The 25,012-nt window shown below is 46.3% G+C and carries 21 protein-coding genes; 12 read left to right on the forward strand and 9 right to left on the reverse strand.

Annotated elements, in window-relative coordinates:
• The first annotated feature begins 207 nt into the window (after positions 1-207).
• Positions 208-1,449 (forward strand): serpin family protein, encoded by a 1,242-nt coding sequence (locus GL182_RS03015; RefSeq protein WP_163378065.1) that lies wholly within the window; start codon positions 208-210, stop codon positions 1,447-1,449.
• A gap of 12 nt (positions 1,450-1,461) precedes the next feature.
• On the opposite strand, the gene GL182_RS03020 is transcribed toward GL182_RS03015, so the two are convergent.
• The 3 genes from GL182_RS03020 to GL182_RS03030 form a co-directional block, all read right to left on the reverse strand.
• Positions 1,462-2,967, reverse strand: coding sequence for a sulfatase (locus GL182_RS03020; RefSeq protein WP_163378066.1), 1,506 nt, complete (start codon positions 2,965-2,967; stop codon positions 1,462-1,464).
• Between the two features lie 190 nt (positions 2,968-3,157).
• Complete coding sequence (gene fdhA, locus GL182_RS03025) at positions 3,158-4,348, reverse strand: formaldehyde dehydrogenase, glutathione-independent (RefSeq protein WP_163378067.1); 1,191 nt, start codon at positions 4,346-4,348, stop codon at positions 3,158-3,160.
• Positions 4,349-4,658: 310 nt separating this feature from the next.
• Positions 4,659-5,057 carry a DoxX family protein gene (locus GL182_RS03030; RefSeq protein WP_163378068.1) on the reverse strand — a complete coding sequence of 133 codons (399 nt, stop codon included), beginning with the start codon at positions 5,055-5,057 and terminating at the stop codon, positions 4,659-4,661.
• A 243-nt stretch (positions 5,058-5,300) separates the two neighbouring features.
• Between GL182_RS03030 and GL182_RS03035 the strand changes: the two genes are divergently transcribed.
• From GL182_RS03035 to GL182_RS03045, 3 genes are all read left to right on the forward strand, one after another.
• On the forward strand, positions 5,301-7,049 hold the full coding sequence (locus GL182_RS03035) for a DUF5060 domain-containing protein (RefSeq protein WP_163378069.1): 1,749 nt from the start codon (positions 5,301-5,303) through the stop codon (positions 7,047-7,049).
• A gap of 291 nt (positions 7,050-7,340) precedes the next feature.
• Entirely contained in the window at positions 7,341-8,033 is a 693-nt protein-coding gene (locus GL182_RS03040; protein WP_163378070.1) for a head GIN domain-containing protein, read from the forward strand.
• A gap of 85 nt (positions 8,034-8,118) precedes the next feature.
• Entirely contained in the window at positions 8,119-10,311 is a 2,193-nt protein-coding gene (locus tag GL182_RS03045; protein ID WP_163378071.1) for an amino acid permease, read from the forward strand.
• Between the two features lie 401 nt (positions 10,312-10,712).
• On the opposite strand, the gene GL182_RS03050 is transcribed toward GL182_RS03045, so the two are convergent.
• From GL182_RS03050 to GL182_RS03060, 3 genes are all read right to left on the reverse strand, one after another.
• Positions 10,713-11,975, reverse strand: a complete 1,263-nt coding sequence (locus tag GL182_RS03050; RefSeq protein WP_163378072.1) for an NRAMP family divalent metal transporter — start codon at positions 11,973-11,975, stop codon at positions 10,713-10,715.
• Positions 11,972-13,051 (reverse strand): Ldh family oxidoreductase, encoded by a 1,080-nt coding sequence (locus GL182_RS03055; protein ID WP_163378073.1) that lies wholly within the window; start codon positions 13,049-13,051, stop codon positions 11,972-11,974. The genes GL182_RS03050 and GL182_RS03055 overlap by 4 nt, the downstream gene beginning before the upstream one ends.
• Before the next feature lie 75 nt (positions 13,052-13,126).
• Positions 13,127-14,092: an exopolyphosphatase gene (locus GL182_RS03060; protein WP_163378074.1), complete on the reverse strand. Its 966-nt coding sequence runs from the start codon at positions 14,090-14,092 to the stop codon at positions 13,127-13,129.
• A gap of 203 nt (positions 14,093-14,295) precedes the next feature.
• Here GL182_RS03060 and GL182_RS03065 point away from each other — a divergent pair, with 203 nt between their 5' ends.
• The 3 genes from GL182_RS03065 to GL182_RS03075 all read left to right on the forward strand — a co-directional run bounded on the left by GL182_RS03065 (position 14,296) and on the right by GL182_RS03075 (position 18,257).
• Entirely contained in the window at positions 14,296-15,855 is a 1,560-nt protein-coding gene (locus GL182_RS03065) for an acyl-CoA carboxylase subunit beta (protein WP_163378075.1), read from the forward strand.
• 139 nt (positions 15,856-15,994) lie between these two features.
• Positions 15,995-17,062 carry a M20/M25/M40 family metallo-hydrolase gene (locus GL182_RS03070; RefSeq protein WP_163378076.1) on the forward strand — a complete coding sequence of 356 codons (1,068 nt, stop codon included), beginning with the start codon at positions 15,995-15,997 and terminating at the stop codon, positions 17,060-17,062.
• 217 nt (positions 17,063-17,279) lie between these two features.
• Positions 17,280-18,257 carry a 2-hydroxyacid dehydrogenase gene (locus tag GL182_RS03075; RefSeq protein ID WP_163378077.1) on the forward strand — a complete coding sequence of 326 codons (978 nt, stop codon included), beginning with the start codon at positions 17,280-17,282 and terminating at the stop codon, positions 18,255-18,257.
• A gap of 21 nt (positions 18,258-18,278) precedes the next feature.
• Here GL182_RS03075 and GL182_RS03080 read toward each other — a convergent pair whose 3' ends face one another.
• The gene (locus GL182_RS03080; protein WP_163378078.1) at positions 18,279-19,097 is read right to left on the reverse strand and encodes a ZIP family metal transporter; all 819 of its coding nucleotides are present in this window, start codon (positions 19,095-19,097) and stop codon (positions 18,279-18,281) included.
• 200 nt (positions 19,098-19,297) lie between these two features.
• Here GL182_RS03080 and GL182_RS03085 point away from each other — a divergent pair, with 200 nt between their 5' ends.
• From GL182_RS03085 to GL182_RS03105, 5 genes are all read left to right on the forward strand, one after another.
• Positions 19,298-19,945, forward strand: a complete 648-nt coding sequence (locus GL182_RS03085) for a metal-dependent transcriptional regulator (protein ID WP_163378079.1) — start codon at positions 19,298-19,300, stop codon at positions 19,943-19,945.
• Positions 19,946-19,953: 8 nt separating this feature from the next.
• Complete coding sequence (locus GL182_RS03090; RefSeq protein WP_163378080.1) at positions 19,954-20,652, forward strand: 2-C-methyl-D-erythritol 4-phosphate cytidylyltransferase; 699 nt, start codon at positions 19,954-19,956, stop codon at positions 20,650-20,652.
• A gap of 107 nt (positions 20,653-20,759) precedes the next feature.
• Entirely contained in the window at positions 20,760-21,509 is a 750-nt protein-coding gene (locus tag GL182_RS03095; protein ID WP_163378081.1) for a LiaF transmembrane domain-containing protein, read from the forward strand.
• A gap of 14 nt (positions 21,510-21,523) precedes the next feature.
• Positions 21,524-22,567 (forward strand): sensor histidine kinase, encoded by a 1,044-nt coding sequence (locus tag GL182_RS03100; protein ID WP_163378082.1) that lies wholly within the window; start codon positions 21,524-21,526, stop codon positions 22,565-22,567.
• Positions 22,564-23,304, forward strand: a complete 741-nt coding sequence (locus GL182_RS03105) for a LytR/AlgR family response regulator transcription factor (RefSeq protein ID WP_163378083.1) — start codon at positions 22,564-22,566, stop codon at positions 23,302-23,304. Before GL182_RS03100 ends, GL182_RS03105 begins: the two co-directional genes overlap by 4 nt.
• A gap of 82 nt (positions 23,305-23,386) precedes the next feature.
• Here the strand turns inward: GL182_RS03105 and GL182_RS03110 are convergent, their stop codons facing one another.
• Positions 23,387-23,608 (reverse strand): DUF2795 domain-containing protein, encoded by a 222-nt coding sequence (locus GL182_RS03110; protein ID WP_010855875.1) that lies wholly within the window; start codon positions 23,606-23,608, stop codon positions 23,387-23,389.
• A gap of 78 nt (positions 23,609-23,686) precedes the next feature.
• Positions 23,687-24,937 (reverse strand): DUF349 domain-containing protein, encoded by a 1,251-nt coding sequence (locus GL182_RS03115; RefSeq protein ID WP_163378084.1) that lies wholly within the window; start codon positions 24,935-24,937, stop codon positions 23,687-23,689.
• Positions 24,938-25,012 lie beyond the last annotated feature (75 nt).

Here is a 25,012-nt window from a genome sequence, read left to right on the forward strand (position 1 = left end):
AGCCCATTTATACCTTCCAGGAAAAAAAATGACCATGAACGTTTCTTTTCCCGATAAGCATTGTAGCACATGAGGTTTGTTATGCGTCTGGGTAATAACCAAAATCGGAAGTTATCATGAAATCGAGCATGACGAGAACGTCACACAGTGGGATGATAATAAAGCATGTGAGATTCCATCTGACCAATCAAAGAAAATTATAAACACATGAAAAATTATTGCTGTCTTTTCGCTTCGCTTTGCTGGTTGTTTTGGTCCTGTAATGGGTTGACCGGGGAGGATCAACCACTGGAACCCAGGATCCGGACCCTTCAAACGGCAGAGAATTCTCTGGTAAACAGCAGTTCTGCCTTTGCGATGGACCTCTTTCAGCAGCTACAAACCCAGGAAGGTCCCAACCAATTTTTCAGTCCTTACAGCATTCACCTGGCACTTGCCATGGCGATGAACGGAAATGAGGGGGAGACCTTGGAGCAATTCAGGAAAGTACTCCATTTTGAGGGTTTGTACATGGAGGAGGCAAACGAGGCGGCCGGTACCCTTACCCGATTTTTGATGGAATTGGACCCAAAGGTCCGGTTAGCTATAGCCAATGCCATTTGGTACAAGCAAGGCTATACCCTTGATGAAGGCTTTGCCAGCAGGCTACGTGAAGCCTATGATGCCGAACTGGCTTCCCTGGACATGTCCAATCCTCAGGCAGCCAACATCATCAATCAGTGGATTGAAACGAACACGGAAGGACTGATCAGGGATATGTTGGATCAGGTTCCGTCCAGTGCGGTCATGTACCTGGTCAATGCCATATATTTTAAAGCAGACTGGAAATACCGGTTTGATGAGGAACTGACAAAAAAGGCTCCCTTCACTACATCCGAGGGAGCTGAGATAGAGGTCGACATGATGCAGTTGGCTGAGGCCACTACCCTGAAATTCCATACGGACAATGGTTTGGACTACCTGGAAATCCCATACAGCACCGGGCAGTACAGCCTGGGGATTTTGACCTCAGGTGAAGGATTGCAGGAAAAGCTGGAAGGGCTGGACCTGGAGAAGTTGGAGCAGTTCCGGGAAGAGGCGAGGGAAAGCGATTTTCTGCTGCACATGCCGAAATTTAAAATGCGCTATAAAGTAGATAATCTGAAAAATGACCTGATAAGCCTGGGGCTTACACTTCCATTTCAAAGTCATCCAGGAAATTTTACCCGTTTGTTTGCCAATACTACCGCACCTTTAAAAATAAGTCGCGTAATCCATGAGGCCTTGATTGAAGTAGATGAAAAAGGAAGCGAAGCAGCAGCTGCTACCATAGTAGAAATCAGAGAAACAAGTCTCCCATCTTTTTCAGAATATAAGCTGGATAAGCCGTTTGTGTTTTTTATTCAGGAAAAGCACAGCGGTGCCATCCTGTTTATGGGGAAATTGGGTGACCCTTCCCTATTGGATTGAATCCCGACCCGTTTATAGCGTGGAAAAAAAATCCGTTTTTTCCTGGTCGATGTCCGCAAGTTTTTTCTTCAGGTCCGGCACAAGTTGTGGATGGTCTTCCCGGATATTTTGATGGGGCAGCGGTTGCTCCCGGTTATCAAACAGGTTGATTTCCAGGGTGTCTCCGCTCGCTTTGTCGATCCATACCATCAATCGGTAATCCCGGCTTCGTACCGTCCTTCCGAGCACCCCCCAGGCATCTCGCTCTCCCAGTACGTACTCCTTGAGCGGGGCTTCCGGGTTATCCAAAGCGGAGGTGAAGCTTGTTCCATCCAGATGGCCAGGGGCAGTAATCCCGCACAAATCGGCAAGTGTGGGGAAAATATCCACGGTCTCCACCAGGCCATGTGCCGGCACACCGGGTTGCTTCATCTTGGGTTGCCGGACAATGAGCGGGCTATTGAGGGCGATATCGAAATTGGTATGTTTGCCCCAGATGCCGTAATCACCCAGGTGCCAGCCATGATCTCCCCACAAGACCACGACGGTTCGGTCATCCAAATCCAGGCGTTTCAGCTCGTCCAGTACCTTGCCTATCTGTGCATCGACGTAGCTAACCGCTGCCAGGTACCCGTGTTTAAGGGTTTTTTCCCGTTCTGGCGTAATCCTCCAGCCAAGAGTATCGCCGGGCCAGGTATACGTTCCCCGTGGTTCGTAGCTGTTGCGACCGTGGTGCAAGCTCAGGTCGGAGGTGACATTTTCCGGCATTTCCTGGTAGTCAGAAGCGGGGATATTTTCGGGATCGTACATGTCCCAATACTGTTTGGGAGCATTGAAGGGGAGGTGGGGCTTGTAGAATCCCACAGCCAGAAAAAACGTGGAATCCTTTAGTTGCTGCAGTTGCCGGATGGCTGCTGCTGCATTGTGCCCATCCGCATAGCCCTCGTCGTCCACCGCTGCAGCCTCGAAGGGGGGCAGGCTGCGGTTGGTTGGCCTGTTGTAATAGCTTGTCCGCGCCTTGCCTCCGGCATAGGAGAAAAACGCACTCCAGGGTTCCCTCCACTCACCTACGGGGGCATAGGATTCATCCCAGCTGTAAGGTACCTCGTGCAGGGTTTGCAGTGAATCCATCACCCCACCCGGTTGGTGGGAAATCTTACCGATACCGACGGTACGGTACCCGTTTTCTTTAAAGAGTTGGGGCAGGGAAAAAATTCCGGCCGGTTTCGATCCGGATTCACGGATGGTTTTGAAAATGTCCCAGTCTGTGGTTCGAATGCCTGAAAGCAAGGTGGACCTGGAAGGTCCGCATGCTGCCGCATGGACAAAGTGATTGAAAAATACCCGCCCTTCAGCCGCCAATTGGTCGATGTTCGGTGTATGTACATAGTCAAGACCATAACAACCCAATTCAGGACGTAAATCGTCTAAGGCAATAAACAGCACATTGAGTTTTTCCTTTTTTGCTTCCCGGTTTTCACAAGCGAAAAAAGCGAGGGTGCCTAAGGTCAGGCTGCTTAGGAGTAATCGTGTGTTCATAACTTCCTGTCAGTCGGTTTCATTGGCAATATTAATCAACTTGGCAACAATTTTTGTAGGTAGTGCAGCGCAGAGGCAGGCCTTATTTAAAAAACCCGGGCTGGAAATAATTGCCAGACCCGGTGTTTTACTGTTTTCCTGAAGTTTAAAAAAAGCTACCAGGTCATATGCCGCCCGGTAGGCTATTTGATCAATTTGGGATTAATCCATGGGGGTCGATTACAAATTTCTTGGCGGCACCGCCATCAAAATCTTTGTATCCCTGCACGGATTCCTTCAGCGAGATGATTTGTACATTCACTGCTTTGGCAATCTGCACCTTGTCGTACAATATGGCCTGCATCAGTTGCCGGTGGTATTTCATCACGGGGCACTGTCCGGTATGAAAGCTATGGGACTTTGCCCAGCCCAATCCCAAGCGGATGCTCAGGCTTCCTTTTTTGGCCGCCTCATCGACCGCTCCGGGATCCCCTGTAACATATAAGCCTGGAATGCCAATACCACCTCCGGCCCGGGTCACATCCATCACCGAATTAAGCACCGTGGCAGGTGCTTCCTTATCGGCATCGGCTCCATGGCCTTTTGCTTCAAACCCCACGCAATCCACGGCACAATCCACTTCGGGCACACCCACGATATCAGCAATGGCATCGGCCAGTGGGGTTTTATTCCTCAGGTCTACGGTTTCGCAGCCAAAGCTTTTGGCCTGAGCCAGGCGTTCGGGAATCATGTCGCCCACAATCACCACGGCTGCCCCAAGTAAATGACAAGAAGCCGCACAGGCCAGTCCTACCGGGCCGGCACCTGCCACGTAGACTATGGACCCGGGACCAACACCAGCGGTCACGGCGCCGTGAAAGCCGGTTGGGAATATATCGGAGAGCAAGGTCAGGTCCCTGATTTTTTCCATGGCCTGATCCTTATCAGGAAATTTCAACAGGTTAAAATCTGCATAAGGTACCATTACGTACTCGGATTGGCCACCTACCCAGCCCCCCATGTCCACGTACCCGTAGGCAGCGCCTGGTCGGGCAGGATTTACGTTCAGGCAAATGCCGGTTTTCCCTTCCTTGCAGTTGCGGCAGCGCCCGCAGGCAATATTGAAAGGAACGGATACCAGATCACCTTCTTTGATAAACTCCACATCCCGGCCGGCTTCAATCACGAGTCCGGTAATTTCGTGTCCAAGGATCAAGCCTTCAGGGGCGGTGGTACGGCCCCTGACCATGTGCTGATCACTGCCGCAAATATTGGTGGAAACGATCTTAAGGATGACCCCGTGATGGCATTTTCGATTTCCTAAGGCCAGTTTGGGATAGTCAATCTCTCTTACTTCTACTTCTCCGGGTTTGACGTATGCTACGCCGTGGTTTTTACACATGGTTATTGGGTTTTAATTGAAAACTGAATCTATTGAATCGATAACTAAAATCGAAAATTAGGTTTAGGATTAATACAGGAGATTAAAGTAATGATTTTCACTAAAAATACCAATGATTTATATAGAATAGCGCATGAAAAATTAAAATGTGGACAATGACCTAATAAAACAGACCGGAAAACGCTTCCTGCGGAATATGCCGAAGGTTTGAGCATCCAGTCTGTTCAACTGATCATTTACCCATTTGATTTTCATAAAAACGGGCCAATGATTGCAGTGTAAGTTTTTACTTGTTGCACACCGTCAATAGCTATCCGGCTGCGGAGGGTTTTTTATTGCCATCTACACTCCATATTCCGGAACCGGAAGCAGCGATGAACAAGAAAAGGAAACAATAAATCAAGGCTTTTTCTCCTCCATTCAATAATGGGTTCCAGCCTTGTGGGACATGAGCCATAAAAAAAGCTACTGCCATCTGACCACTTGAAATAAAGGCTGCAATGCTTCCCAAAAGACCAATCATGATAAGGATGCCGCCGACAAGTTCTACGACTCCTGCAAAGCCCATCATTGAAAATAATTCTTTAGGTTCATCGCCTCCGGGCCAACCCAGCAATTTTTGGGAGCCGTGCATGGCAAAACAAAAACCTGCCACAATTCTTAAAATGGCATACAGTTGGGGAGCAAATTTTCCAAGGTACTTTTCCATAGTTTTTATTGTTATTTGATTAGATGAATGAATGAATTTAATAAATATCCTTCAAAAACCAATCAATCAACGGGTAAAACCTTATAAAATAGAAAGGTCATCCTATATATAAGAAATAGGAACAGTATTCAAAATTATCTTTTTGTGATATTTTTTTCATTTACTTACCTTTAATAAAATATCTAAATCAAACATGAAATCGACAAAGATTTCATCTGACCGCTTAAAACAAACTATAAACATATGAAAATACTGGCCACCTTCCTGCTTATATCCCTGTCTACGGCATCATCCTTCGGGCAACAAGCCAATATAACAGGCAATTTGAGGGCTTACCAGAAATTGACCCTTTCCTGGGAGGGCCCCCATGCTTTGGAAGAAGAAGATACTTTCCTGGATCACCGGCTTCAAGTTGTTTTTACAGGTCCGGAGGAGCAGAAGATAAGCGTACCCGGGTATTTTGCCGGAGATGGTGTAGCCGGAGAAAGTGGCGCCAAGGAAGGGAATGTTTGGCGTGCCCATTTTTTACCCCTGGTTCCGGGGGTATGGAGCTATGAGGCCAGGTTTATCCGGGGAGATCGGGTTGCCATTAGCCAGGAACCCGATTGGTCACAAGGTTCGTATTTTCATGGTGATACCGGTACCATTAGCATATTGCCTCCCGATGCCTCCGCACCAGCCTTTTTGGCAAAAGGCAAGTTGCAATACATCGGGGAGCATTTTTTACAGTTTACAGACGAAAGCTATTTTTTAAAAATGGGAGCCAATTCCCCCGAAGTATTTTTGGAATATGGTGAATTTGATGGAACAAGCTCTGAGAGGTCTTATCCCTCACATGTGAAGGATTGGAAAAGTGGCGATCCGCTCTGGCAGGAAAATAAGGGGAAGGGGATCATCGGGGTAATCAATTACCTGAAAAACCAGGGGATCAATGCCCATTATTTCATGCTGATGAATGCCTATGGAGATGGCAAGCAGGCTTTTCCCTGGACAGGTCCGGATGATTATTACCAATATGATTTGTCCAAACTGGATCAATGGCAGCTGGTTTTTGATCACATGATGCAGGTTGGTCTGATGCCCCAATTGGTCCTTTCCGAGCAGGAAAATCAATCCTATTTCGAACACAAAGAAGGCGGAACGTTTGCCGACTCCAGAAAGGTTTTTTACCGGGAGATGGCAGCGAGATTTGGATACCTGAATGCCGTCACCTGGAATATTGGGGAGGAAAGTGGCTGGGACAATGAGCCCACTTATGGGAAAGGAAATACCACAGCCCAACGCAGGCAGTATGCAGATTATTTGAAACAATTATTGCCCAATTCCGAATTGATCGTCGTCCACAATGGACCATCCGATACAGATGCGATTTTTGAAGGACTTGTAGGGTACAAATCTTTTTCAGGCATAAGTTATCAGGGTAACTTTGAAAACCCTTACTATGGCTATGAGCGCATTTTGCATTGGAAAGAACTGTCTGCCTCAAAAGGCTATCCCTGGGTAGTAAGCTATGATGAGCCTTACACCAACCCTGAGTTTCCGGATCTGGAAACCTGGAGCAACAATTCACTCTGGGCAGCACTGATGGCTGGGGGAGCAGGTGTGGAATTCTATATTGGAAAAGGGATGGACCTCAGGATAGAAGATTACCGCCAATATGAAGATTACTGGCAGGCAATGGCGCTGGCCAAATCCTTTTTTCAGGACAATGAAATCCCGTTTCAGCACCTGAAGCCGTTTCAGGGCAGGGATACTGAAATATGGGGGCTTACCGATGAGGATCAACACCATGTTTTGTATTTAAGGGAAGGGGGAGAGGCCAGTTTGTGGCTTTCCGAAGGCCAATACAAACTCAGTTGGTTTGATCCTGTACTGGGGGAGAGCTATACCACCGGCGCACCGGTAGCCGTACTGGAAGCTGGTCTGGTGCACTTGGGTCATCCTCCCACTGCAAATGATAAATCCTGGGTACTTTGGCTCCAAAGGCAGTAGTTTCATTTTTTGGGCATCAACAAAATCCGGAAGGCATTTCTCCCCTTAATCCACCATATAATCTAATATTCAACTAATTGGGAAAAGGTAAAACCTGTCCGGTTTCATCTACTCAAATTTTGTTGTTAGTTGAATATCGACAAAAACCTGACAGGTTTGCGGATTTTGGGTTTTAAGAAAATTGTGATTTCTCCTAATTGATGATGGCGAAATTTGATGCAAACCCTTAAGGATTTTATGGTCTTTTTTGAATAAAATTTGTAAATTTAAATACATCAATATCCTATTGTCATGAGATCTGCCCTGCTTTCCGGATTATTAATTGCCCTTGTTTATCCCTTTTTGCTGTGCGCTCAGCAGCAGGAAACCAGAGAACTTGCTCCCTTTACCCAGGTCAGGACATCGGGCAGTTGGAATTTGATCATGAAACAGGGTGAGCAGCCATCCGTTACCCTGACAGCCTCCAATATGGACTTGGAAAAGGTTATAACGGAGGTTAAGGATCAGGTGTTGGAAATCAAACTGGACAAGGGGAAGTTTAAAAAACCTGATTTGCAATTGACAGTGGTATATGCAGACCTGCAGGCAATAAATTCGGGTGGTTCCGGAGATATACTCTTTCTGGATCCGGTTGAGGTGGACGATGAAATGAATATTGATTTTTCCGGCTCCGGAAATTTGGACATTCCCGGAGTGATTTCCCAAATATTAACTATCCGGCAGACGGGTTCAGGGAACCTGAGCATTCATGAAGGAGAAGTGCAGCAGGCCAGAATCAACCAATCTGGCTCCGGCGACTTTCTGGCCGGTAAACTGCAAGCAGCAGCCGTAGTGGTAAAAAAGTCGGGATCAGGCAATACGGCATTGGGAAGTGTAATAGAGCTGACGGTAGATGCTTCCGGTTCTGGATATATTGTATATCAGGGCAATCCCAGGGTGGAGCAAATAAAGATGTCCGGCTCCGGTAGCCTTATCCAGGAGTAATAACACCGTAGATCAGGGGATATACTTTTTGTATTTGGGAAATGCCATATTTTTTTCTCTTTTTTGGCCTGTCAAAACAAGATAAATGCCAGGGAAGCGGAAAAAAGGTAAATCAAGTCACAAATTGGGTACTTTTGGAGGGGTATTTACCCCCTCCCTCCTGACCATTTTGGGTGTTATCATGTACCTGAGGTTTGGTTGGGTAGTGGGGAATGTAGGGTTAATCGGTACTTTGCTAATCGTCACCCTATCCACCGCCATCACCTTTCTGACCTCCCTTTCCATATCAGCCATTGCTACCAATACTCCTGTGAAGGGAGGGGGTGCCTATTTTCTGATCAGCCGTTCGCTGGGAGCAGAAATTGGTGGAGCAGTGGGGATCCCGCTTTATCTGGCCCAGGCCTTATCTGTTTCCTTGTATATCATTGGTTTTTCCGAAAGTTTATCCGCCGTGTTTCCCTATCTGGAGATTCGCTGGATCAGCATCTGCACCACTTTAGGACTGGGTGCTCTGGCCTTGTTTTCGACCGAAGCCACCATAAAGGCGCAATATTTCATCATGGTTTTGATTGGACTATCCCTGGTTTCCCTGGTACTGGGAAGTCCTCTGGAGGAGTCGCAAATTGAATTGTGGGGCGTGCCTGCTGCTCAATCGGTAGGCTTCTGGCAGGTATTTGCGATTTTTTTTCCTGCCGTTACCGGGATCATGACGGGTGTCAACATGTCCGGAGATTTGAAGGATCCGGCCAGATCCATACCGAAAGGTACTTTTATGGCGGTAGGGGTGGGTTATGTGATCTACATGCTGTTACCGATCATTTTAGCAGGTAGGGCAGATGCGGCAACGCTGGTGGAGGACCCCCTGATCATGCAAAGGATTGCCATTTGGGGCGGAGCCATATTGCTGGGAATCTGGGGAGCTACGCTTTCCAGTGCTACCGGTAGCCTGCTGGGAGCTCCCAGGGTGCTTCAGGCCCTGGCAAATGACAAAATATTACCGCAATGGGCTGGGTTTTTCAGCAAGGTGGTTGGGAAGGAAAAGATTCCAAGAGCTGCCACACTATTTACCATTGCCCTGACATTGGTGACGGTTTATTTTGGTAACCTTAACCTGATTGCTCCGGTACTGACCATGTTTTTTCTCACCACCTATGCGGTTTTAAATATTACCGCCGGTGTAGAACGACTGTTGAAAAGCCCTTCTTTCAGGCCCAAATTTAAAGTTCATTGGGTTTTTTCACTTTTAGGAGCACTGGGATGTGCGGGGGTCATGTTTTTGATCAATCCTTTGGCCACTATAGCTGCATTTTCCGTCATTGCCCTGATCTTTATTTGGCTGAAAAGAAGGAGAATCACCGCCACCTGGGGAGGGTTAGGCAAAGGGGTTTTGTCTTCCATCATACGTTATGCCCTACTAAGGCTGGAAAAGGAGGGAGATGCCAAAAGCTGGCGGCCCAATATCCTGGTATTGTCAGGGTCACCCGTAAAGCGCTGGCGCCTGATAGAACTGGCGAATGACATTACCAATGGGAATGCGCTTTTTACGGTCAGCACCGTAGTGTCAGAAAACAATGTGCCTCAGGAGAAGGTGAAAAATTACGAATCTCAAATCATGGATTTCCTGGGTAATAAAAATATCCAGGCACTGGTCCGGGTAATCCGCGCTTCCGATCCTTTTACCGGCGGCACCCAGCTGGTAAATGCCTACGGTTTGGGCCAATTGGTACCCAATACCATTTTACTGGGAGATACCAGGGAAGAGGAGCGTTTGCGTCCTTACTCAGAAATGATCCGGCATTTTTTCAGGTCAAAGAAAAATGTGATCATTGTTCAGGACGATGAGAACAAGGGTTTTAAGAAAAAACAACACATAGACATTTGGTGGGGCGGACTCAAGAAGAACGGCAGCCTGATGATCATATTGGCCTACCTGCTGAAAAATAGCAGGGAATGGCAGCAGGCAAGGGTAAATGTAAAAATGGTGGTACCTACCCAGGAAGCATACCATGGAGCCAGAGAGAATCTGGAAAATATTTTTGCCGGGATGCGAACAGGTTTTGGCTATCAGATCCTGGTAGCGGAGGGGAGAAATTTCTGGGATATTATGGCCGTTGAATCCAAAAACACCGATCTGGTAATGATGGGTTTGGCATTCCTGGAGGGGGAGGAAAGTTTTGAGGAGTATTACCTTTCTTTAAAGGAAAAAACAAATGCCCTTTCCACCAAGGTGTTTGTTTTGGCGGCACAGGAAGTGCAGTTTGATCAGGTGTTGCGGTAATGTGTAGGGGAATATATTTCGCCCTTCCAGGGCTTGGGTTCCGGTAGAGGATGCTGGTCACAGGGCTTCACCCTGTGTTTTGATATGGCGCACTTTCAGTGCTAGTGTTTCGAGCAATTTTTCATGCTGCTATGTCCTAAAAAAAATCTATGGATTTAAAATTTCTTTACTATTAGTCCTACCCCAAATTTACATTCAACTTAGCCTGTGATGTACCTAATGTCCTGGTATTAAATTTATCCCATCTCAGAAAGCTTACCCAATATTCCAACCCTGAAAGGGAGAGATCTCCCAGCGATGGGTGCAGCCCATCGTAATTAGAGATCATTAAATATTTTAAGTTCTGTAGGGGCGGGATATTTTTTCCTGGAACAGGTCTGCGGATAAAACTACCGGGTTTCTTACCCCCACCAGGAATAATACATCATTACCAAAGAAAACAACACTAAAAATCCAATTCCTGCCAGAGAAAGCAGCTGCATGGCGGTTCCGGGTTGGTCTGCTTTGGACAGGTGGTCGCTGAATACCAGCCGGTAATTTAGCAGGGCAATGACCGGTGCGATCAGAAAGGAGATGGTGGTGGCCAGGCTTACCAGCTGGTTAAAAGCATCCATAAACAACGTGATGACCAGAAATCCCCCCACGGTGATCAGACCCAACCACCAAAGGTAAGCCGACGGCTTTTCTTCCTTTCCCTGCATGACGGAGATCACCCTGGCTGTAGACCTGGCGTAGCCGTCCATCACACCTATACAGGTGCCCAGCATGATGGTAAATCCTGCTGCAGCAATGATGGGAAAAGTCCAGGACCCCAATTGAGCAGCGTAGAGCCTGACTACTCCGGAGGCAAAGCCCACATTGTTGTCTGGCAGGCTGTTTTCCGTACCGTACAAAAGGTAGGCCCCCAAAACTACAAAGCAAAGGGAAAGAATGGCAGAAGTCCAAAAACCGATATTGAATTCAAAAACAGTTTCTTTTACAGAAGGAAGGTAGCCGCTTTGCTTGCTTCTCTCCATGGTCCAGAGGCTGTTCCAGGTGGAGGAGTCAATGGCAGAAGGCATCCAGCCCATCAAGGCAATGATAAATGGCAATGATTCCAGACCTATTCTGGCAGAAGGCGATTCAAAAACGACAGGGTTTTGCGGTCCTTTAAACAACGCAATGAAGAAGGCCAGCAAGGTGCTGATCAACATGAATGAACCGATGATTTTTATACCGGTATCCAGCAAGGAATATCTTCCCAGTGCAAGGAAACCAAAGGAAAAGCACAACAGTACCAGAGATGGCACATAATAGAAAGCAGGAGGAGGAGAAATGGCAAACAGGTTTTGCAGGAAACCTGCGGCGACAAAAGTCACTGCCGCATTGACAAAAAACATGGAAAGCAGGTTGATCAACAGGTACAACCTGGAATACCAGGGACTGATCATTTGATACCCATCGATCAGAGACCGCCCGGTGGCGGTGGCATACCGGGAACCAAATTCAAAAAAGGGCCATTTGAAAAGGTTGGCCGCCAGGATAAACCCGACCAGTGCAAAGCCGTATTCTGCTCCGGCACGGGTGCTTTGGACCAGGTGAGATACCCCAATGGCCGTGCTGGCAAAGAGGATGCCCGGGCCCAATGTTTTCAGGAATGTCCGGAACTTAACACTTCGGATCATTTTTGTACCCAGTCAACGCCCAACCTATCGCCCAGATTTTTCAGGTCTGCTACCACAGGGTCCAGCAAAGGAATACCATGTTGCCTTCTTTCTGCTTCCAGCTCGCGCTCAGGATCACCTGGAATCAATACTTTTTCCTGACCGGCCACCGGTTCGGCAGCCCTGAACCTTTTGATCCAGTTGTCCATGTGGCTTTTGAATTCATCCGCCGGTCTGAAGGCATCCACCCGCATGGCCCCAAAAAAATGCCCCAGACCTTCACCCACGGGGTTGGGATGAGGCTCCAGGAAAGCTACAAAGGGAGGCACCCATGGGCCGTAATTGGCCCCTGACAATACTGCTGAAAATATATCCACCACGGCTCCCAGGCCATAGCCTTTTTGGGAGCCGTGCTCCCGGTCTCCTCCCAGGGGTAACAGGGCACCGCCTTCCTTGACAGCAAATGGGCTGCGGCTAGGTTGTCCTTCCTTGTTCTGGATCCACCCATAGGGTGCTTCTTTTTGTTTTCTCTGTAGGATTTCCAGTTTTCCATTGGCAGCAGTGGTGGTGGCCATGTCCAAAACAAATGGGGGTTGGTCACCGGCTGGGATGGCAATGGAAATGGGGTTGGTGCCCAGCAGTCTTTCTTTGGAAAATGTGGGGCTGACCAGGGGGCTGGCATTGGTCAGTGATATGCCGATCATATCCTGCTTTATGGCTTCCATGGCATGGATTCCCGCAATACCATAGTGATTGGAATTCCTGACAGATACCCAGCCTGTACCTGCAATTTTTGCTTTTTCCATAGCGACCTTCATGGCAAAAGGAGCGACTACCAGGCCCAGCCCTCCATCCCCATCTACTACCGCTGTACTCGGGGTTTCGTGCGTGACCCTGATATCAGGCCGGACATTGATTCTATTGGCTTCCCATAACCGTACATACCCCGAAAGGCGGGCGACTCCATGGGAATCCACTCCTCTCAGGTCGGCCGCCAAAAGCACCTTTGCGGCTGTAGTCGCATCCTTTTCGGAGCAGCCCATTTTTATCAGAATATTTTTGGTGAAGTTTTCTAACTGGCGGAAGTCAAAATTCATGTTGACAGGAGAAAAGGGTGATACAATGGTGCAAAAGTGCAAAAAGTTGAAGAATATGGGAAATGTTGTTCCGGATTATTGCCAGGAGTTTACCGTCAGGTCCTGACCGGTAGCTACTTTTTCCAACATTTCGGATAATACGCCTTCTTTTAGGGAATAGGTAGAGCAGAGCAAATCTTTAGGTGCCAAATGGTTGAGGATGAACCTGATCAGACAGGATGCAACCACGATCATGTCCACCCGCATGGGGATCATCCCCGGAATGGCCAATCTTTTATCCTTGGTAAGGTGAATGAGCCTGGCAGCAATCTCCTGAAAAGAATCGATGGGAAGCAGGTGCTTGTGCAGGCTTTGGGAGTTGGCCTGCTGATTTCCCTCCAGGTGTATGGCTGTCAGCGTATCAAAGGTTCCTGAGGCGCCTACCAGTTGCCGGGGGTTGTATAGTGCAATGGCCTTGATCAGGGGCTGCAGGTTCTGGAATAAATATTGGTTCAATTTATCAATTTCTTCAGGTAAAATAGGGTCATGGTAGTGAAATAAGTCAAGCATGCGCTGCCCCCCAATCTCAAAACTACCTTTCCAAAGGATCCGCTCCTCGTTTCCAATAATGAACTCCACCGAACCTCCCCCAATATCCATCATCAGGGCATTGGCATGGTCCAGGCATCCACTCAACCTGATGCCTTTATAGATCAGTTCCGCTTCCCTGTTCCCGTCTATTACCTGAATGGCTATTCCCGTTTGTTGCTTCACCTCTTTTACAAAGGAGTGCCCATTGTCTGCATTTCGGACCGCACTGGTAGCAAAGGCGAATATTTGTTCAATTTCCTCCCCCTTGAGCAATTCATTAAAGTGGTGAAGGGTATGCAAGGCCCTCTTTTGGGCATCGGGTAATATAAGGTTTTGGCTGATGCCACCCTGGCCGATTTTTACCGGTATCTTTTCCTTGTAGATGGTTTCAAAATGCTTTTCACCCAATGCCACCATGAGTAAATGGAAGGTATTGGTACCCATGTCGATAACGGCGGCCTTATTTTTCATGAACCTTGTCTTCAAAAGTTTCTGCGAATATAGAAAGTTTATTGAATAAGTATTAAAGCCAATGTTTTTATATTCAGAAAGAGCAGGTTAAAAGGCATGGCCCATATTTTCCCACCAGGCAAGACCCGGTTCATTGATTTATCGGGTAAATATCGCAGCCCCATATTTTTCCTATTGGCCTTACCTGACTATATTTGATTGACATGAAAAATAAAGGACATCAACCCGGGAAGTTTGAAACACTTCATTCAAAAAACGAAGAGGCACTGAAAGGAGGAGGGGAGCAAAGGATGCAAGCCCAGCATGCCAAAGGCAAACTCAGCGCAAGAGAAAGGCTGCTTTTACTGCTCGATGAGGACTCTTTTGAAGAGCTGGATCGTTTTGTGGTGCATAGAAGCAGGGATTTCGGACTGGACAAACAACAGTATTTAGGAGATGGGGTAGTAACCGGATATGGTCAAATCGAAGGGCGATTGGTGTACGTTTTTTCCCAGGACTTTACCGTATTTGGTGGTTCCCTGTCGGAAACGCATGCGGAGAAAATTTGTAAAATCATGGATTTAGCTATGAAAAACGGAGCGCCGGTGATTGGTTTAAATGATTCCGGGGGAGCCCGTATACAGGAAGGGGTCAATTCATTGGGGGGCTATGCAGACGTGTTTTACAGGAATACCAAAGCCTCCGGGGTAATTCCGCAAATTTCGGTGATTTTGGGCCCCTGCGCCGGTGGGGCAGTGTATTCTCCTGCCATTACAGATTTTATTTTCATGGTCAATCAATCCGCCTACATGTTTGTGACCGGCCCCAATGTGGTCAAAACAGTAACCCAGGAGAATGTAAGTGCAGACGAGTTGGGGGGTGCTACTGCGCATGCTACCAAAAGTGGGGTATCACATTTTTCCTGCCAGAATGAATGGGAATGCCTGCAGGAAGTCCGCAAATTGCTGGCCTATTTACCACAGAATTGTGAGGACGATGTTCCCTTCAATAATTACAAGGCAGGAGAAGAATCGCGTCCGGTCCTTGACGATATCATTCCGGAAAGGCCGAATCAGCCCTATGACATGCATGAGGTGCTGCAAGCACTGCTGGATGAAGGTGGTTTAATGGAGGTGCACCAGGAATTTGCCCAAAACATCCTGGTAGGTTTTGGCAGGCTGGGAGGAAGATCCATTGGATTAGTGGCCAATCAGCCGGCGGCACTTGCCGGTGTCCTGGACATTCATGCCTCGGTTAAAGCTGCGCGTTTTGTCCGGTTCTGTGACAGTTTCAATATACCCTTGCTTGTGTTGGTAGATGTGCCGGGTTTCCTGCCAGGTACCGATCAGGAATGGAATGGGATTATCAGTCACGGTGCCAAGCTACTTTATGCCTTTGCAGAGGCTACAGTTCCCAGGATAACCGTAATCACCCGAAAGGCCTATGGAGGAGCCTATGATGTAATGAATTCCAAGCACATTGGTGCAGATTTGAATTTTGCCTGGCCCTCTGCAGAAATCGCCGTCATGGGACCCCAGGGGGCAGCCGCCATTATTTTTAAAAATGAAATTGCCCGATCTGACCATCCTGAAAAAAAGCTGGCAGAAAAGGTACAGGAATATTCGGAGAAGTTTGCCAACCCCTATTTGGCCGCCGAAAGGGGATTTATTGATGAGGTAATACAACCTTCCCTGACCCGGATCAAGTTGATGAGAGGTTTTAAAATGCTCGAAAACAAGGTGGATCATTTGCCCAGAAAAAAACATGGAAACATCCCCCTTTAAGAGAATCGTCCATTTTAGGGTAAATCTTTGGATTACGTTTTTTAAACCCCATCTAATCTGTATTTTTGTATTTTGATTCAGTAAATCAGAAAAACGGTACTGCGCTTAAACAAATGCCAGGCATTCAAAAAGACCACCCATGCATACAAACGAAAAATTCCTCTATCAATACTTAAACAATGCATCACCCACAGGATTTGAAGCCTCTGGCCAGCAAATCTGGCTGGATTATGTCCGGCCTTTTGTGGATGATTATTTTACAGACGCTTATGGTACCGCCGTTGGTGTGATCAATCCCAAAGCAGATTTCAAGGTGGTCATAGAAGCCCATGCTGATGAAATCAGTTGGTTTGTCAACTACATCACAGCAGAGGGGTACATCTATGTGATCAGAAATGGAGGGTCGGACCATATGATCGCCCCCTCCATGCGGGTTAATATCCATACAGATAAGGGGATAGTCCCCGGAGTATTTGGCTGGCCTGCCATACATGTCAGGGATAAGGCCAAGGAAGAGACGCCCAAAATGGAGAATATTTTCCTTGATGTAGGGGCCCGCTCCAAAGATGAAGTCCTGGAAATGGGCATACATGTGGGTTGTGTGGTCACATTCAAAGATGAGTTGACCGAGTTAAACAACAAGTATTACTCAGGCAGAGCCCTGGACAACAGGATCGGCGGATACATGATTGCAGAAGTTGCCCGGAAGATCAAACAAGACAAGGTATCCTTGCCTTTTGGTCTTTACATTGTCAATGCTGTTCAGGAAGAAATTGGCTTGCGTGGAGCTGAAATGATCGCTGCCAATATCAAACCCAATGTGGCCATCATCACGGATGTCTGCCATGATACTACAGCCCCCATGTACAATAAAATCACCAGTGGGGATTATACCGCAGGTAATGGACCGGTACTTACTTGTGGGGCAGCCGTGCACAAAAAGCTGTTGGACCAGATCATTGCCAGTGCAAAAAGCAGGGACATTGCCTTTCAACGGTCCGCCTCGTCCAGAAGTACCGGGACAGATACCGATGCTTTTGCCTATTCAAATGGAGGAGTGCCTTCAGCATTAATCTCCCTGCCTATAAAATACATGCATACAACGGTAGAAACGGCCAGCAAGAAAGATATTGAAAATGTCATTCAGTTGATTGTTGGCTTTCTGGAAGATTTCGACCAGAAGTTTGATTTCAGATACGTGAAGTAAAATTCATTCCGGCACATGCTTGGGTTTTAAAAAATCATGAAGTTTAGTTCTTGTCGGTATTTAAAAATAACTAAAATCCGCAAACCTGTCAGGTTTTTGTTGATATTCAAACACCAACAGTCATTGAGTAGATGAAACCTGACAGGTTTTAGCCCTTCTTAATCAGTTGAATATAGGATTGGGTTGAGGATTTACGGAAGTGTCTTAATTTTAATCAATGAAAGTATTTATTAATAAAATCATCCCGGAACTAGGCTACCGCATGTTGAAAGAAGCAGGGATCAGCTATACGGTCTGGAAAGAAAAGCCGATATTGGACCGGGGGCAGGCCATTCAGTTTTGTAAGGGCCATGATGCTTTTCTAAGTGCAGGTCAGGCCGGTCTGGATGCTGATTTTTTTGAGCAATGCAAACACCTGAAGGTAGTGGCCCTGCATTCCGTAGGTTTTGATAGCGTGGACATAGCAGCGGCTACCGAGAGGGGTATACCTGTAGGCAATACACCAAATGTGCTGAACAAAGCTACCTCTGAGACGGCATTGCTACTGATGTTGACCGTGGCAAGAAGGGCGTTATACCATCACAAGAGAATTAAAAAAGGGCAATGGGGTATTGCCCAGCCAACGGAAGGCTTAGGGTTTGACCTGGCGGGTAAGACCCTTGGCATTGTAGGTCTGGGAAGGATCGGTGCTGAACTGGCAGCGATCTGTCACCGCTCCTGGGGCATGAACATTCTCTATCACAACCGCAGCAGCAACCCTGAGGCAGAAAAGGCATTTGGCGCCCGGAAGGTAAGCCTGGATGCGTTGCTGCAGCAAAGTGATGTGGTGTCGGTTCACACCGCCCTGACGGAACAAACCCGGGGGATGTTTGGTATGGAGCAATTTAAAAAAATGAAGCCCTCAGCTATTTTTATCAACACAGCCAGGGGGGGTGTGCATCGTGAGGATGAATTGATAGCCGCTTTGGAGCAAAAGGTTATTTGGGGGGCAGGCATCGATGTGACCAATCCCGAACCCATGAAGCCAGACAACCCATTGTTGGATATGGATAATGCTGTTGTTTTTCCTCACATTGGATCAGCTACCAAAGAGACAAGAGATGAGATGACCCGTTGTGCGGTGGAGAACATTATTGCCGGATTAAAGGGAGAAAGAATCCCTTATCCTGTCAATCCGGAAGTGTATCAGAAATAATGAAAGCCTGAACACCTTTTCCTATCCCAGGGCAACATCCAGGATCATCATGATCGTAAAGCCCCCAATGAATCCCAGGGTAGCCAAATCGGTGTTTCCAGCTTGCTGCGTTTCAGGGATCACTTCTTCAATGACCACAAAAATCATGGCACCGGCAGCAAAGGCCAGGGCATAGGGTAATATGGGGGTAAATACTGTGATGGCGGCTGCACCAAGCACGCCTGCTATTGGCTCTACCAAAGCCGATGACTGGCCGAAAAAGAAACTCTTCCTCCGGCTCATGCCCATGCGGCGAAGGGGAACGGCCACGGCAATGCCCTCCGGCAGGTTTTGTAAGCCTATACCCAGAGCCAATACAACAGCACCTGAGATAGTGGCTTCTGATACTGCAGAGGCTGCTCCACCAAACAATACCCCAACTGCCAGGCCTTCCGGTATGTTGTGCATGGTAATGGCCAATACCAGAAGGGTAGTCTTCTGCCAGGGCGTCTTGATTCCCTCTGCCGTTTTAAAATTAACATGGAGGTGGGGCAAAAATTTGTCCAGGAAAAAGATAAACAAGGAGCCTCCCAGAAAGCCTAAAGCGGCAGGCAGGACTTTGATGAATCCCTCCCCCTCACTCATGCTAATGGCCGGTGCAAGTAAACTCCAAAAGCTGGCAGCAATCATCACTCCGCCCGTAAAACCCAACATGGCGTCTAACAGTGGGCGATTCATTTGTTTGAAAAAAAAGACAAATGCTGCCCCTAGAGCCGTCAAAAGCCAGGTGAATAATGTCGCCAGCAAGGCAGCATTGACGGGAGAAATACTTCCTAAATATTCTATGATATGGTCCAACATACGCTTTTGTTATTTGATAGCCTGATCAAATGATTCCCTACTTTACAGACAGGTGTCAATATTTAATGTGTAAATATGCGGCTAATTTATGGTCAAACAATCTGTTTTGGCCGTAATTAGTTATAACAAATTTAAATAGTTAGCATAGACTAACAAATTTATTTCAATAATTTTTTATATTTGTTTGAAAAGTTGATGTCATGAACAGCCAATCCATAGAAAATTATTTAAAAGTAATCTTTAATCAGGCCATTGCCACTGATGAAGTGAACACCACAGGTATCGCTCAGGCCCTGGAAGTAAGTTTACCCTCCGTGAATAGCATGGTTAAAAAGCTTGCAGGTATGGGGCTGTTGGAATACCAAAAATACAAACCGTTAAAGATTACGGAAAAAGGGCGGCAGATGGCGGCAAGGATTATCCGCAAGCACAGGTTGACGGAAATGTATCTGGTAGAAAAAATGGGTTTTGGCTGGGAGGAAGTTCATGACATTGCCGAGCAGCTGGAGCATGTACAGTCTGCTGCCTTCTTTGACCGGATGGATGAATTGCTGGGATATCCTCAACGAGATCCACATGGTTCACCCATACCCAATAAAAACGGGCAAATTGCTACGCAGGAGTACCAGAGCCTGGCAGATTGCCGGCCTGGGGAGCAGGTAGAGTTGAAAGCATTGAGTCATACCTCTGATGAGTTTCTGAAATACCTGAACAGTAAGGATTTGAAATTAGGGATCAAAGTGGAAATTCTGGAGGTGGAGGCTTTTGATAGAAACATGAAAGTAGCTTATGGGGGGCATCAGGAGGTGCTATCTGCATTGGTTTGTTCCAAGTTATTGGTAAGTTGAGCCTATCCATGGAAAATAAGCTTTCAAAATATACCATAATTGTAGCAGGAGGTTCAGGAAAACGCATGGGGGGGGCTGTGCCTAAACAATACCAGATCATTGGGAATTGGCCTGTTCTGATGCATACCCTAAATAAATTTCATGCCTATGATAAAGGGATGGAAATCCTGTTGGTGTTGCCTGAAAATGATTTTACCTACTGGAAGGAGCTGTGTTTAAAGCATGATTTTGATATTCCCCACCGATTGGTGAAGGGAGGGCAAAGCAGGTATGGAAGTGTCAGCAATGGACTCAGCAGTATTGAAGGCTCAAGGGGACTGGTGGCAATTCATGATGGAGTGAGGCCTTTTGTAAGCACAGAGGTGATTCATCAAAGTTTTGTCGAAGCCGCGAAAAGAGGGAGTGCAGTGGCTGCTGTGGCATTAAAGGATTCTATCAGGGAGGTAGTGAGCGAGGATCAATCGGTATTCAGGGACCGGCAGCGGTACCGACTGGTACAGACTCCTCAAACTTTTCAGCTGGAAAAAATCAGGGAAGCGTTTTCTGTGGGAGAGAGGGATTATTTTACGGATGATGCCACCGTCTATGAAAACATGGGCTGGAAGGTCCACCTGATCCCCGGAAACCTGGAGAATATCAAACTGACCACGCCGGAAGACCTGAATTTTGCAGCCTTTCTGCTTGAAAAGACCAAGGGACAGCTTTAACGGGAAAATCCTGCAGTTTATCGATGATTGGCTTGGTTTTACGGGATTTGACTTTAGGATTCAATGTACATCCGGTAATTTCAAGGCAACATTTAACTTAATCAATCATGAAAAACGAAAGAAATGGAAATCATGCCCTGGGGTTATTGATTTTAGTCATCGGGGCATTGCTGCTGTTAAAGCAATCAGGCCTTTTTATACCGGGATGGGTATTTTCCTGGCCCATGATATTGATTGCTATAGGCCTTTATTCTGGCTACAAAAACGGCTTTCAAAATACAGGATCGGTGGTTTTGCTATTGATAGGTGGGTTCTTTCTTTTAAGAGATAAGATATTCCTTCCCTACGAATTGGGTCCTTATTTATTGCCGGTAGGTTTGATTTTACTAGGCTTATTCATCATTTTCAAAAAAACCAATAATCCGGCGATTAACTGGAAAGATTGGGAGGGAAATTATGACAAGTGGGAAAAGAAGCTAAGGACCGGTGGGGCCGCAGAAGGGGAGATGAAGGATAATTCCGATTATTTGAATGTGGAAGCCCTTTTTTGCGGGATTAAAAGGAAGGTGATATCAAAAAACTTCAAAGGCGGGGAAATCACCACCGTATTTGGTGGTACAGATATAGATTTGATGCATGCTGATATTCAAGGTCAGGCAGTATTGAAGGTTTCCGTGGTTTTTGGCGGTGTCAAACTAATTGTGCCTCCCCACTGGGATGTACAGCTGGGCGTAAGCAATCTGGCTGCCGGTGTGGAAGACAAGCGTTACCTGCACCAGGCTACCCAGGATCCGGAAAAGAAGTTGGTCATTACAGGATCGGTTATTTTTGGAGGCATTGAAATTTCCTCTTATTGAAAATCAAGTTAAGAATGGAAACTCCTGGAAAATCATATCGTATTTCCGGCGAATGGCTGGATCAGGTATTCTTTCTACTGTTGGTTTTTGCAGGAGTGTTGGTTTGTTCGTTTTGCTGGCACCAGCAGTGGGCATGGGGTCTGCAGGATGCCCTGATGAGCATGCTTGCTTTTGCGTTGGGGGTCTTGGGCATGAACCTGATTTTGTATTATTATCCCATTGGAAAGTTCAGGACCTGGCCAGCACTCATGTTTTCCTTATTGATCAGTATGGCCTTGGTTTTCCTTTGCAGAATGGTTTGGAAGGGTGATTTATGGGGAGATCAATTGTTTTTATCATTTTTTGACGCCTCTGTTCCATTCAGGCTGACCCTGGGTTTGTTGCTTTTTCACCTGGTGGCATTGCAAATCATGTCAGGGAAAACAACGGTAAAGGATTTTCAGCTGATGCAACAAGGAGAACAGCGCCAGAAATTAACGAAGGATGCGGAGTTGCATTATTTGCGACAGCAGATGCAACCCCATTTCTTGTTCAATAGCCTGAATTCTATCAATGCCCTTTTGGGAAATCAACCCGAAAAAGCCAGGGAAATGGTACAGGGCCTGGCTGACTTTTACCGGGAGAACCTGAATAAAGACCCGAATAAATGGGAAAATCTGGAAAAGGAGATGGCAGTTATCTCACAGTATCTCGCCCTGGAGAAAATTCGCTTCGGACATCGCCTGGGCTATGAAATTGAAATCCCCGAAGAGTTAAAAGAAGTGAAATTGCCTTCTTTGTTGATTCAGACTTTGGTAGAAAATGCGGTGAAGCATGGGCTGTATGGTACCACGGGAGAGATTACCATCCGGATTGAGGCGAAAAGGGATAAAAACATGTTGGTGATCATTGTTCAAAATCCAACGGAAAAAAAATCAGGGAAAGCCTCCGGGACAGGATTTGGGCTAAAATATCTGGAAAGAAGGTTATTTCTTATTTTTGGAAGGCAAGACCTGCTTAGCTATAGCCAAAAGGCAGGGTTTTTCTCAGCCATCCTTAAAATCCCCTATCTTGTATGATACGCTGTTTGATTGTAGATGATGAGCCATTGGCGCAGGAGCTCCTAATGGAATACCTGGAGGATTTTCCGGAAATTCAGGTGATAGGAGCCTGCAATGATGGATTTGAAGGGTTTAAAGCCATCTCAGAGTGGCAGCCAGATTTGTTGTTTTTGGATATTCAAATGCCAAAAATCAACGGCTTCGAATTACTGGAGTTACTGGAAAATCCCCCGAAAGTAATCTTCACCACTGCCTATGATGCTTATGCCTTGCGTGCTTTTGATCAGCATGCCCTGGATTACTTGCTGAAACCATTTTCCAAAGAAAGGTTGAAACAAGCCTTAGATAAAGTTTCAAAGGACCCTCAGGTATCCTCCACCGTCACCAACCCCTCCACCATCAACAGGGATCTTCAACCAAAAGAAAACCTCAGGCGGTTGGTGGTCAAAACCGGAAACAAAATCCATGTCCTACCCATAGAGAACATTGCTTATATGTCGGCAGATGGTGACTATGTCAAAATTGTATCAGAAGGCAAAAGTTACCTGAAGCTGAACACCATGAGTGATCTGGAACAAACCCTAGATCCGATGGAATTCATTAGAATCCACCGTTCCTATTTGGTCAATATTCTGGAAATAAGCAAAATAGAGCCCTACCAAAAAGAAAATTACCTGGTGATTCTTAAGGATGGAACCCAATTGCCTGTCAGCAAAACGGGTATGGGAAAGCTCAGAAAGGCATTAAGGATTTAGGAAGTCATGACAGGCTTTTTTTAAAAAAAATCCCGGTGGGGAATAAACAAAAACGTCTTCCTAAAGAGGAAGACGTTGATTCTTAATATTCATCTTCATTAAAGAAGAAATCATCTTTGGTAGGATAATCCGGCCAGATTTCCTCAATGTTCTCATAAGGTTCACCATCATCTTCCAGCTCCTGAAGGTTTTCTACCACCTCTAAAGGTGCTCCTGAACGGATAGCAAAGTCAATCAACTCATCTTTAGTGGCAGGCCACGGAGCGTCTTCCAAATAGGAGGCAAGTTCTAAAGTCCAATACATAGTCTACACAAGTTTTAAACGTCCCCTTGAACGGGGTGCAAAAATATAAATTCTTTTTAAATCTCAAACAATTATGGGTCAATTGTTTGTAAGTTCTTTTAATATGTGGTTTTTCACGTCCACCTTTCTTTTATAAGCCCCGATTTTTCTTCGCATCATTTGGTCAAACCCATCTTCCTGGGTCCTGAAGTTGTCCGCATTTTCTTTTACGGTATTCAGCTCTCGTTGATCTCTGGCAATCAAGTCTTTCAGTAAACCGGATTTGATGGTGATTTGCTCCTCGATAGGTTTATTTTCAAATCCCGGGTACTTGGAATTACAAAGTTTGTCCAGAAAGGATTTTTCAAAAACGATTTCTGAAAAGAATACGAATGAGCCAATACTTTGTTGTGCATTTCTGGGTTTTTTTGGAGGTAATTTTTTCCATTCTGCCTGCAACCTTTTGGCCTGTGCCAATTTGTCCTCATCTACCTTTCCCCTGGAAAGCACTTTCATTTCATCGGCCAATTTTTCTATTTTTTTGATCATCAGGCCAGGGCTCAGTTTGGGTGCGTTTTGAGCCATTCGTTTGTACCTGCTAAAAATGCGGTTGTTCAACTTTGAAAACTCATCCCAGATAGGTTGTCTCTTGGCAGCGGGTACCCTGCCGGAGGTTTTCCACTGTTTTTGGATCTTCTTGCTGATCTCAAAAGCTGTTTTTACGTCGGCCATGTCATGGGCTTCCCGGGCCTGCTCCAGCAAGCTTTCGTATACCTTGATGTTCTGCTCTGCCTGTAGGGCCAGTCCGTCAAAATAGTTTTTCCTGTTGCCATAAAAAACATCCAGAATAGACTGAAATTCCTGTTCTATGTCGGCTTCCAGCTCTTTTTCCACCGGTCCGGTTTTGAGCCATTTCAGCTTTAATTCCTTGAAAGCTTCGGATGCTTCCTTCCAATCGGTACTGTCTTTAATGGCTTCAGCTTCCGCTATCAAGGCCCTTTTGATTTCCAGGTTTTTCTTTCTGTTGGATTGGATGATTTCTTCCAGGTAAGCTTCCTGTTCTTCAAGTTCCCTGATCAGGGCTGGAAAATCTCCCAGGCCGTCATAATTCATCAAAGAATTTTTCAGGTGGATCAGTTTCATCAGAAAAGAACCTTTGTTCTGATTTTCCTGAATATCTGATTTGAGCTTTTCCACTTTGCCTTTCACTACCTCATACCGATCCTCGAAATAGCGAATCGTGGAGGCTTCGTCCTCTTTCACTTCTCCTATTATCCGGTCTTCCTGGCCCAAAAAACCCTTTAAATAAATTTTGTCTTCTTTTATATATCCATAAGGATGCTCCGTCATGATCAGCAAGGTTGGTTGTAATTCTGAAGTGGTTTTTCCAATTTCTGCAAATTAATTAATAATGCTTCATTTATC

Origin of the sequence: Cyclobacterium sp. SYSU L10401, assembly GCF_010993705.1 — a bacterium.
In the GTDB taxonomy this organism is placed as follows: domain Bacteria; phylum Bacteroidota; class Bacteroidia; order Cytophagales; family Cyclobacteriaceae; genus Cyclobacterium.

What these genes read in the sequence shown, in the direction of transcription:
- GL182_RS03020 (WP_163378066.1), bottom strand. Translation starts at nt 2,967, where the DNA reads ATGAACACACGATTACTCCTAAGCAGCCTGACCTTAGGCACCCTCGCT.
- GL182_RS03095 (WP_163378081.1), top strand. Translation starts at nt 20,760, where the DNA reads ATGAAAAACGAAAGAAATGGAAATCATGCCCTGGGGTTATTGATTTTA.
- GL182_RS03080 (WP_163378078.1), bottom strand. Translation starts at nt 19,097, where the DNA reads ATGTTGGACCATATCATAGAATATTTAGGAAGTATTTCTCCCGTCAAT.
- GL182_RS03045 (WP_163378071.1), top strand. Translation starts at nt 8,119, where the DNA reads ATGCCAGGGAAGCGGAAAAAAGGTAAATCAAGTCACAAATTGGGTACT.
- GL182_RS03015 (WP_163378065.1), top strand. Translation starts at nt 208, where the DNA reads ATGAAAAATTATTGCTGTCTTTTCGCTTCGCTTTGCTGGTTGTTTTGG.
- GL182_RS03050 (WP_163378072.1), bottom strand. Translation starts at nt 11,975, where the DNA reads ATGATCCGAAGTGTTAAGTTCCGGACATTCCTGAAAACATTGGGCCCG.
- GL182_RS03040 (WP_163378070.1), top strand. Translation starts at nt 7,341, where the DNA reads ATGAGATCTGCCCTGCTTTCCGGATTATTAATTGCCCTTGTTTATCCC.
- GL182_RS03035 (WP_163378069.1), top strand. Translation starts at nt 5,301, where the DNA reads ATGAAAATACTGGCCACCTTCCTGCTTATATCCCTGTCTACGGCATCA.
- GL182_RS03105 (WP_163378083.1), top strand. Translation starts at nt 22,564, where the DNA reads ATGATACGCTGTTTGATTGTAGATGATGAGCCATTGGCGCAGGAGCTC.
- GL182_RS03030 (WP_163378068.1), bottom strand. Translation starts at nt 5,057, where the DNA reads ATGGAAAAGTACCTTGGAAAATTTGCTCCCCAACTGTATGCCATTTTA.
- GL182_RS03060 (WP_163378074.1), bottom strand. Translation starts at nt 14,092, where the DNA reads ATGAAAAATAAGGCCGCCGTTATCGACATGGGTACCAATACCTTCCAT.
- GL182_RS03110 (WP_010855875.1), bottom strand. Translation starts at nt 23,608, where the DNA reads ATGTATTGGACTTTAGAACTTGCCTCCTATTTGGAAGACGCTCCGTGG.
- GL182_RS03085 (WP_163378079.1), top strand. Translation starts at nt 19,298, where the DNA reads ATGAACAGCCAATCCATAGAAAATTATTTAAAAGTAATCTTTAATCAG.
- fdhA (WP_163378067.1), bottom strand. Translation starts at nt 4,348, where the DNA reads ATGTGTAAAAACCACGGCGTAGCATACGTCAAACCCGGAGAAGTAGAA.
- GL182_RS03115 (WP_163378084.1), bottom strand. Translation starts at nt 24,937, where the DNA reads ATGACGGAGCATCCTTATGGATATATAAAAGAAGACAAAATTTATTTA.
- GL182_RS03075 (WP_163378077.1), top strand. Translation starts at nt 17,280, where the DNA reads ATGAAAGTATTTATTAATAAAATCATCCCGGAACTAGGCTACCGCATG.
- GL182_RS03065 (WP_163378075.1), top strand. Translation starts at nt 14,296, where the DNA reads ATGAAAAATAAAGGACATCAACCCGGGAAGTTTGAAACACTTCATTCA.
- GL182_RS03090 (WP_163378080.1), top strand. Translation starts at nt 19,954, where the DNA reads ATGGAAAATAAGCTTTCAAAATATACCATAATTGTAGCAGGAGGTTCA.
- GL182_RS03100 (WP_163378082.1), top strand. Translation starts at nt 21,524, where the DNA reads ATGGAAACTCCTGGAAAATCATATCGTATTTCCGGCGAATGGCTGGAT.
- GL182_RS03055 (WP_163378073.1), bottom strand. Translation starts at nt 13,051, where the DNA reads ATGAATTTTGACTTCCGCCAGTTAGAAAACTTCACCAAAAATATTCTG.
- GL182_RS03070 (WP_163378076.1), top strand. Translation starts at nt 15,995, where the DNA reads ATGCATACAAACGAAAAATTCCTCTATCAATACTTAAACAATGCATCA.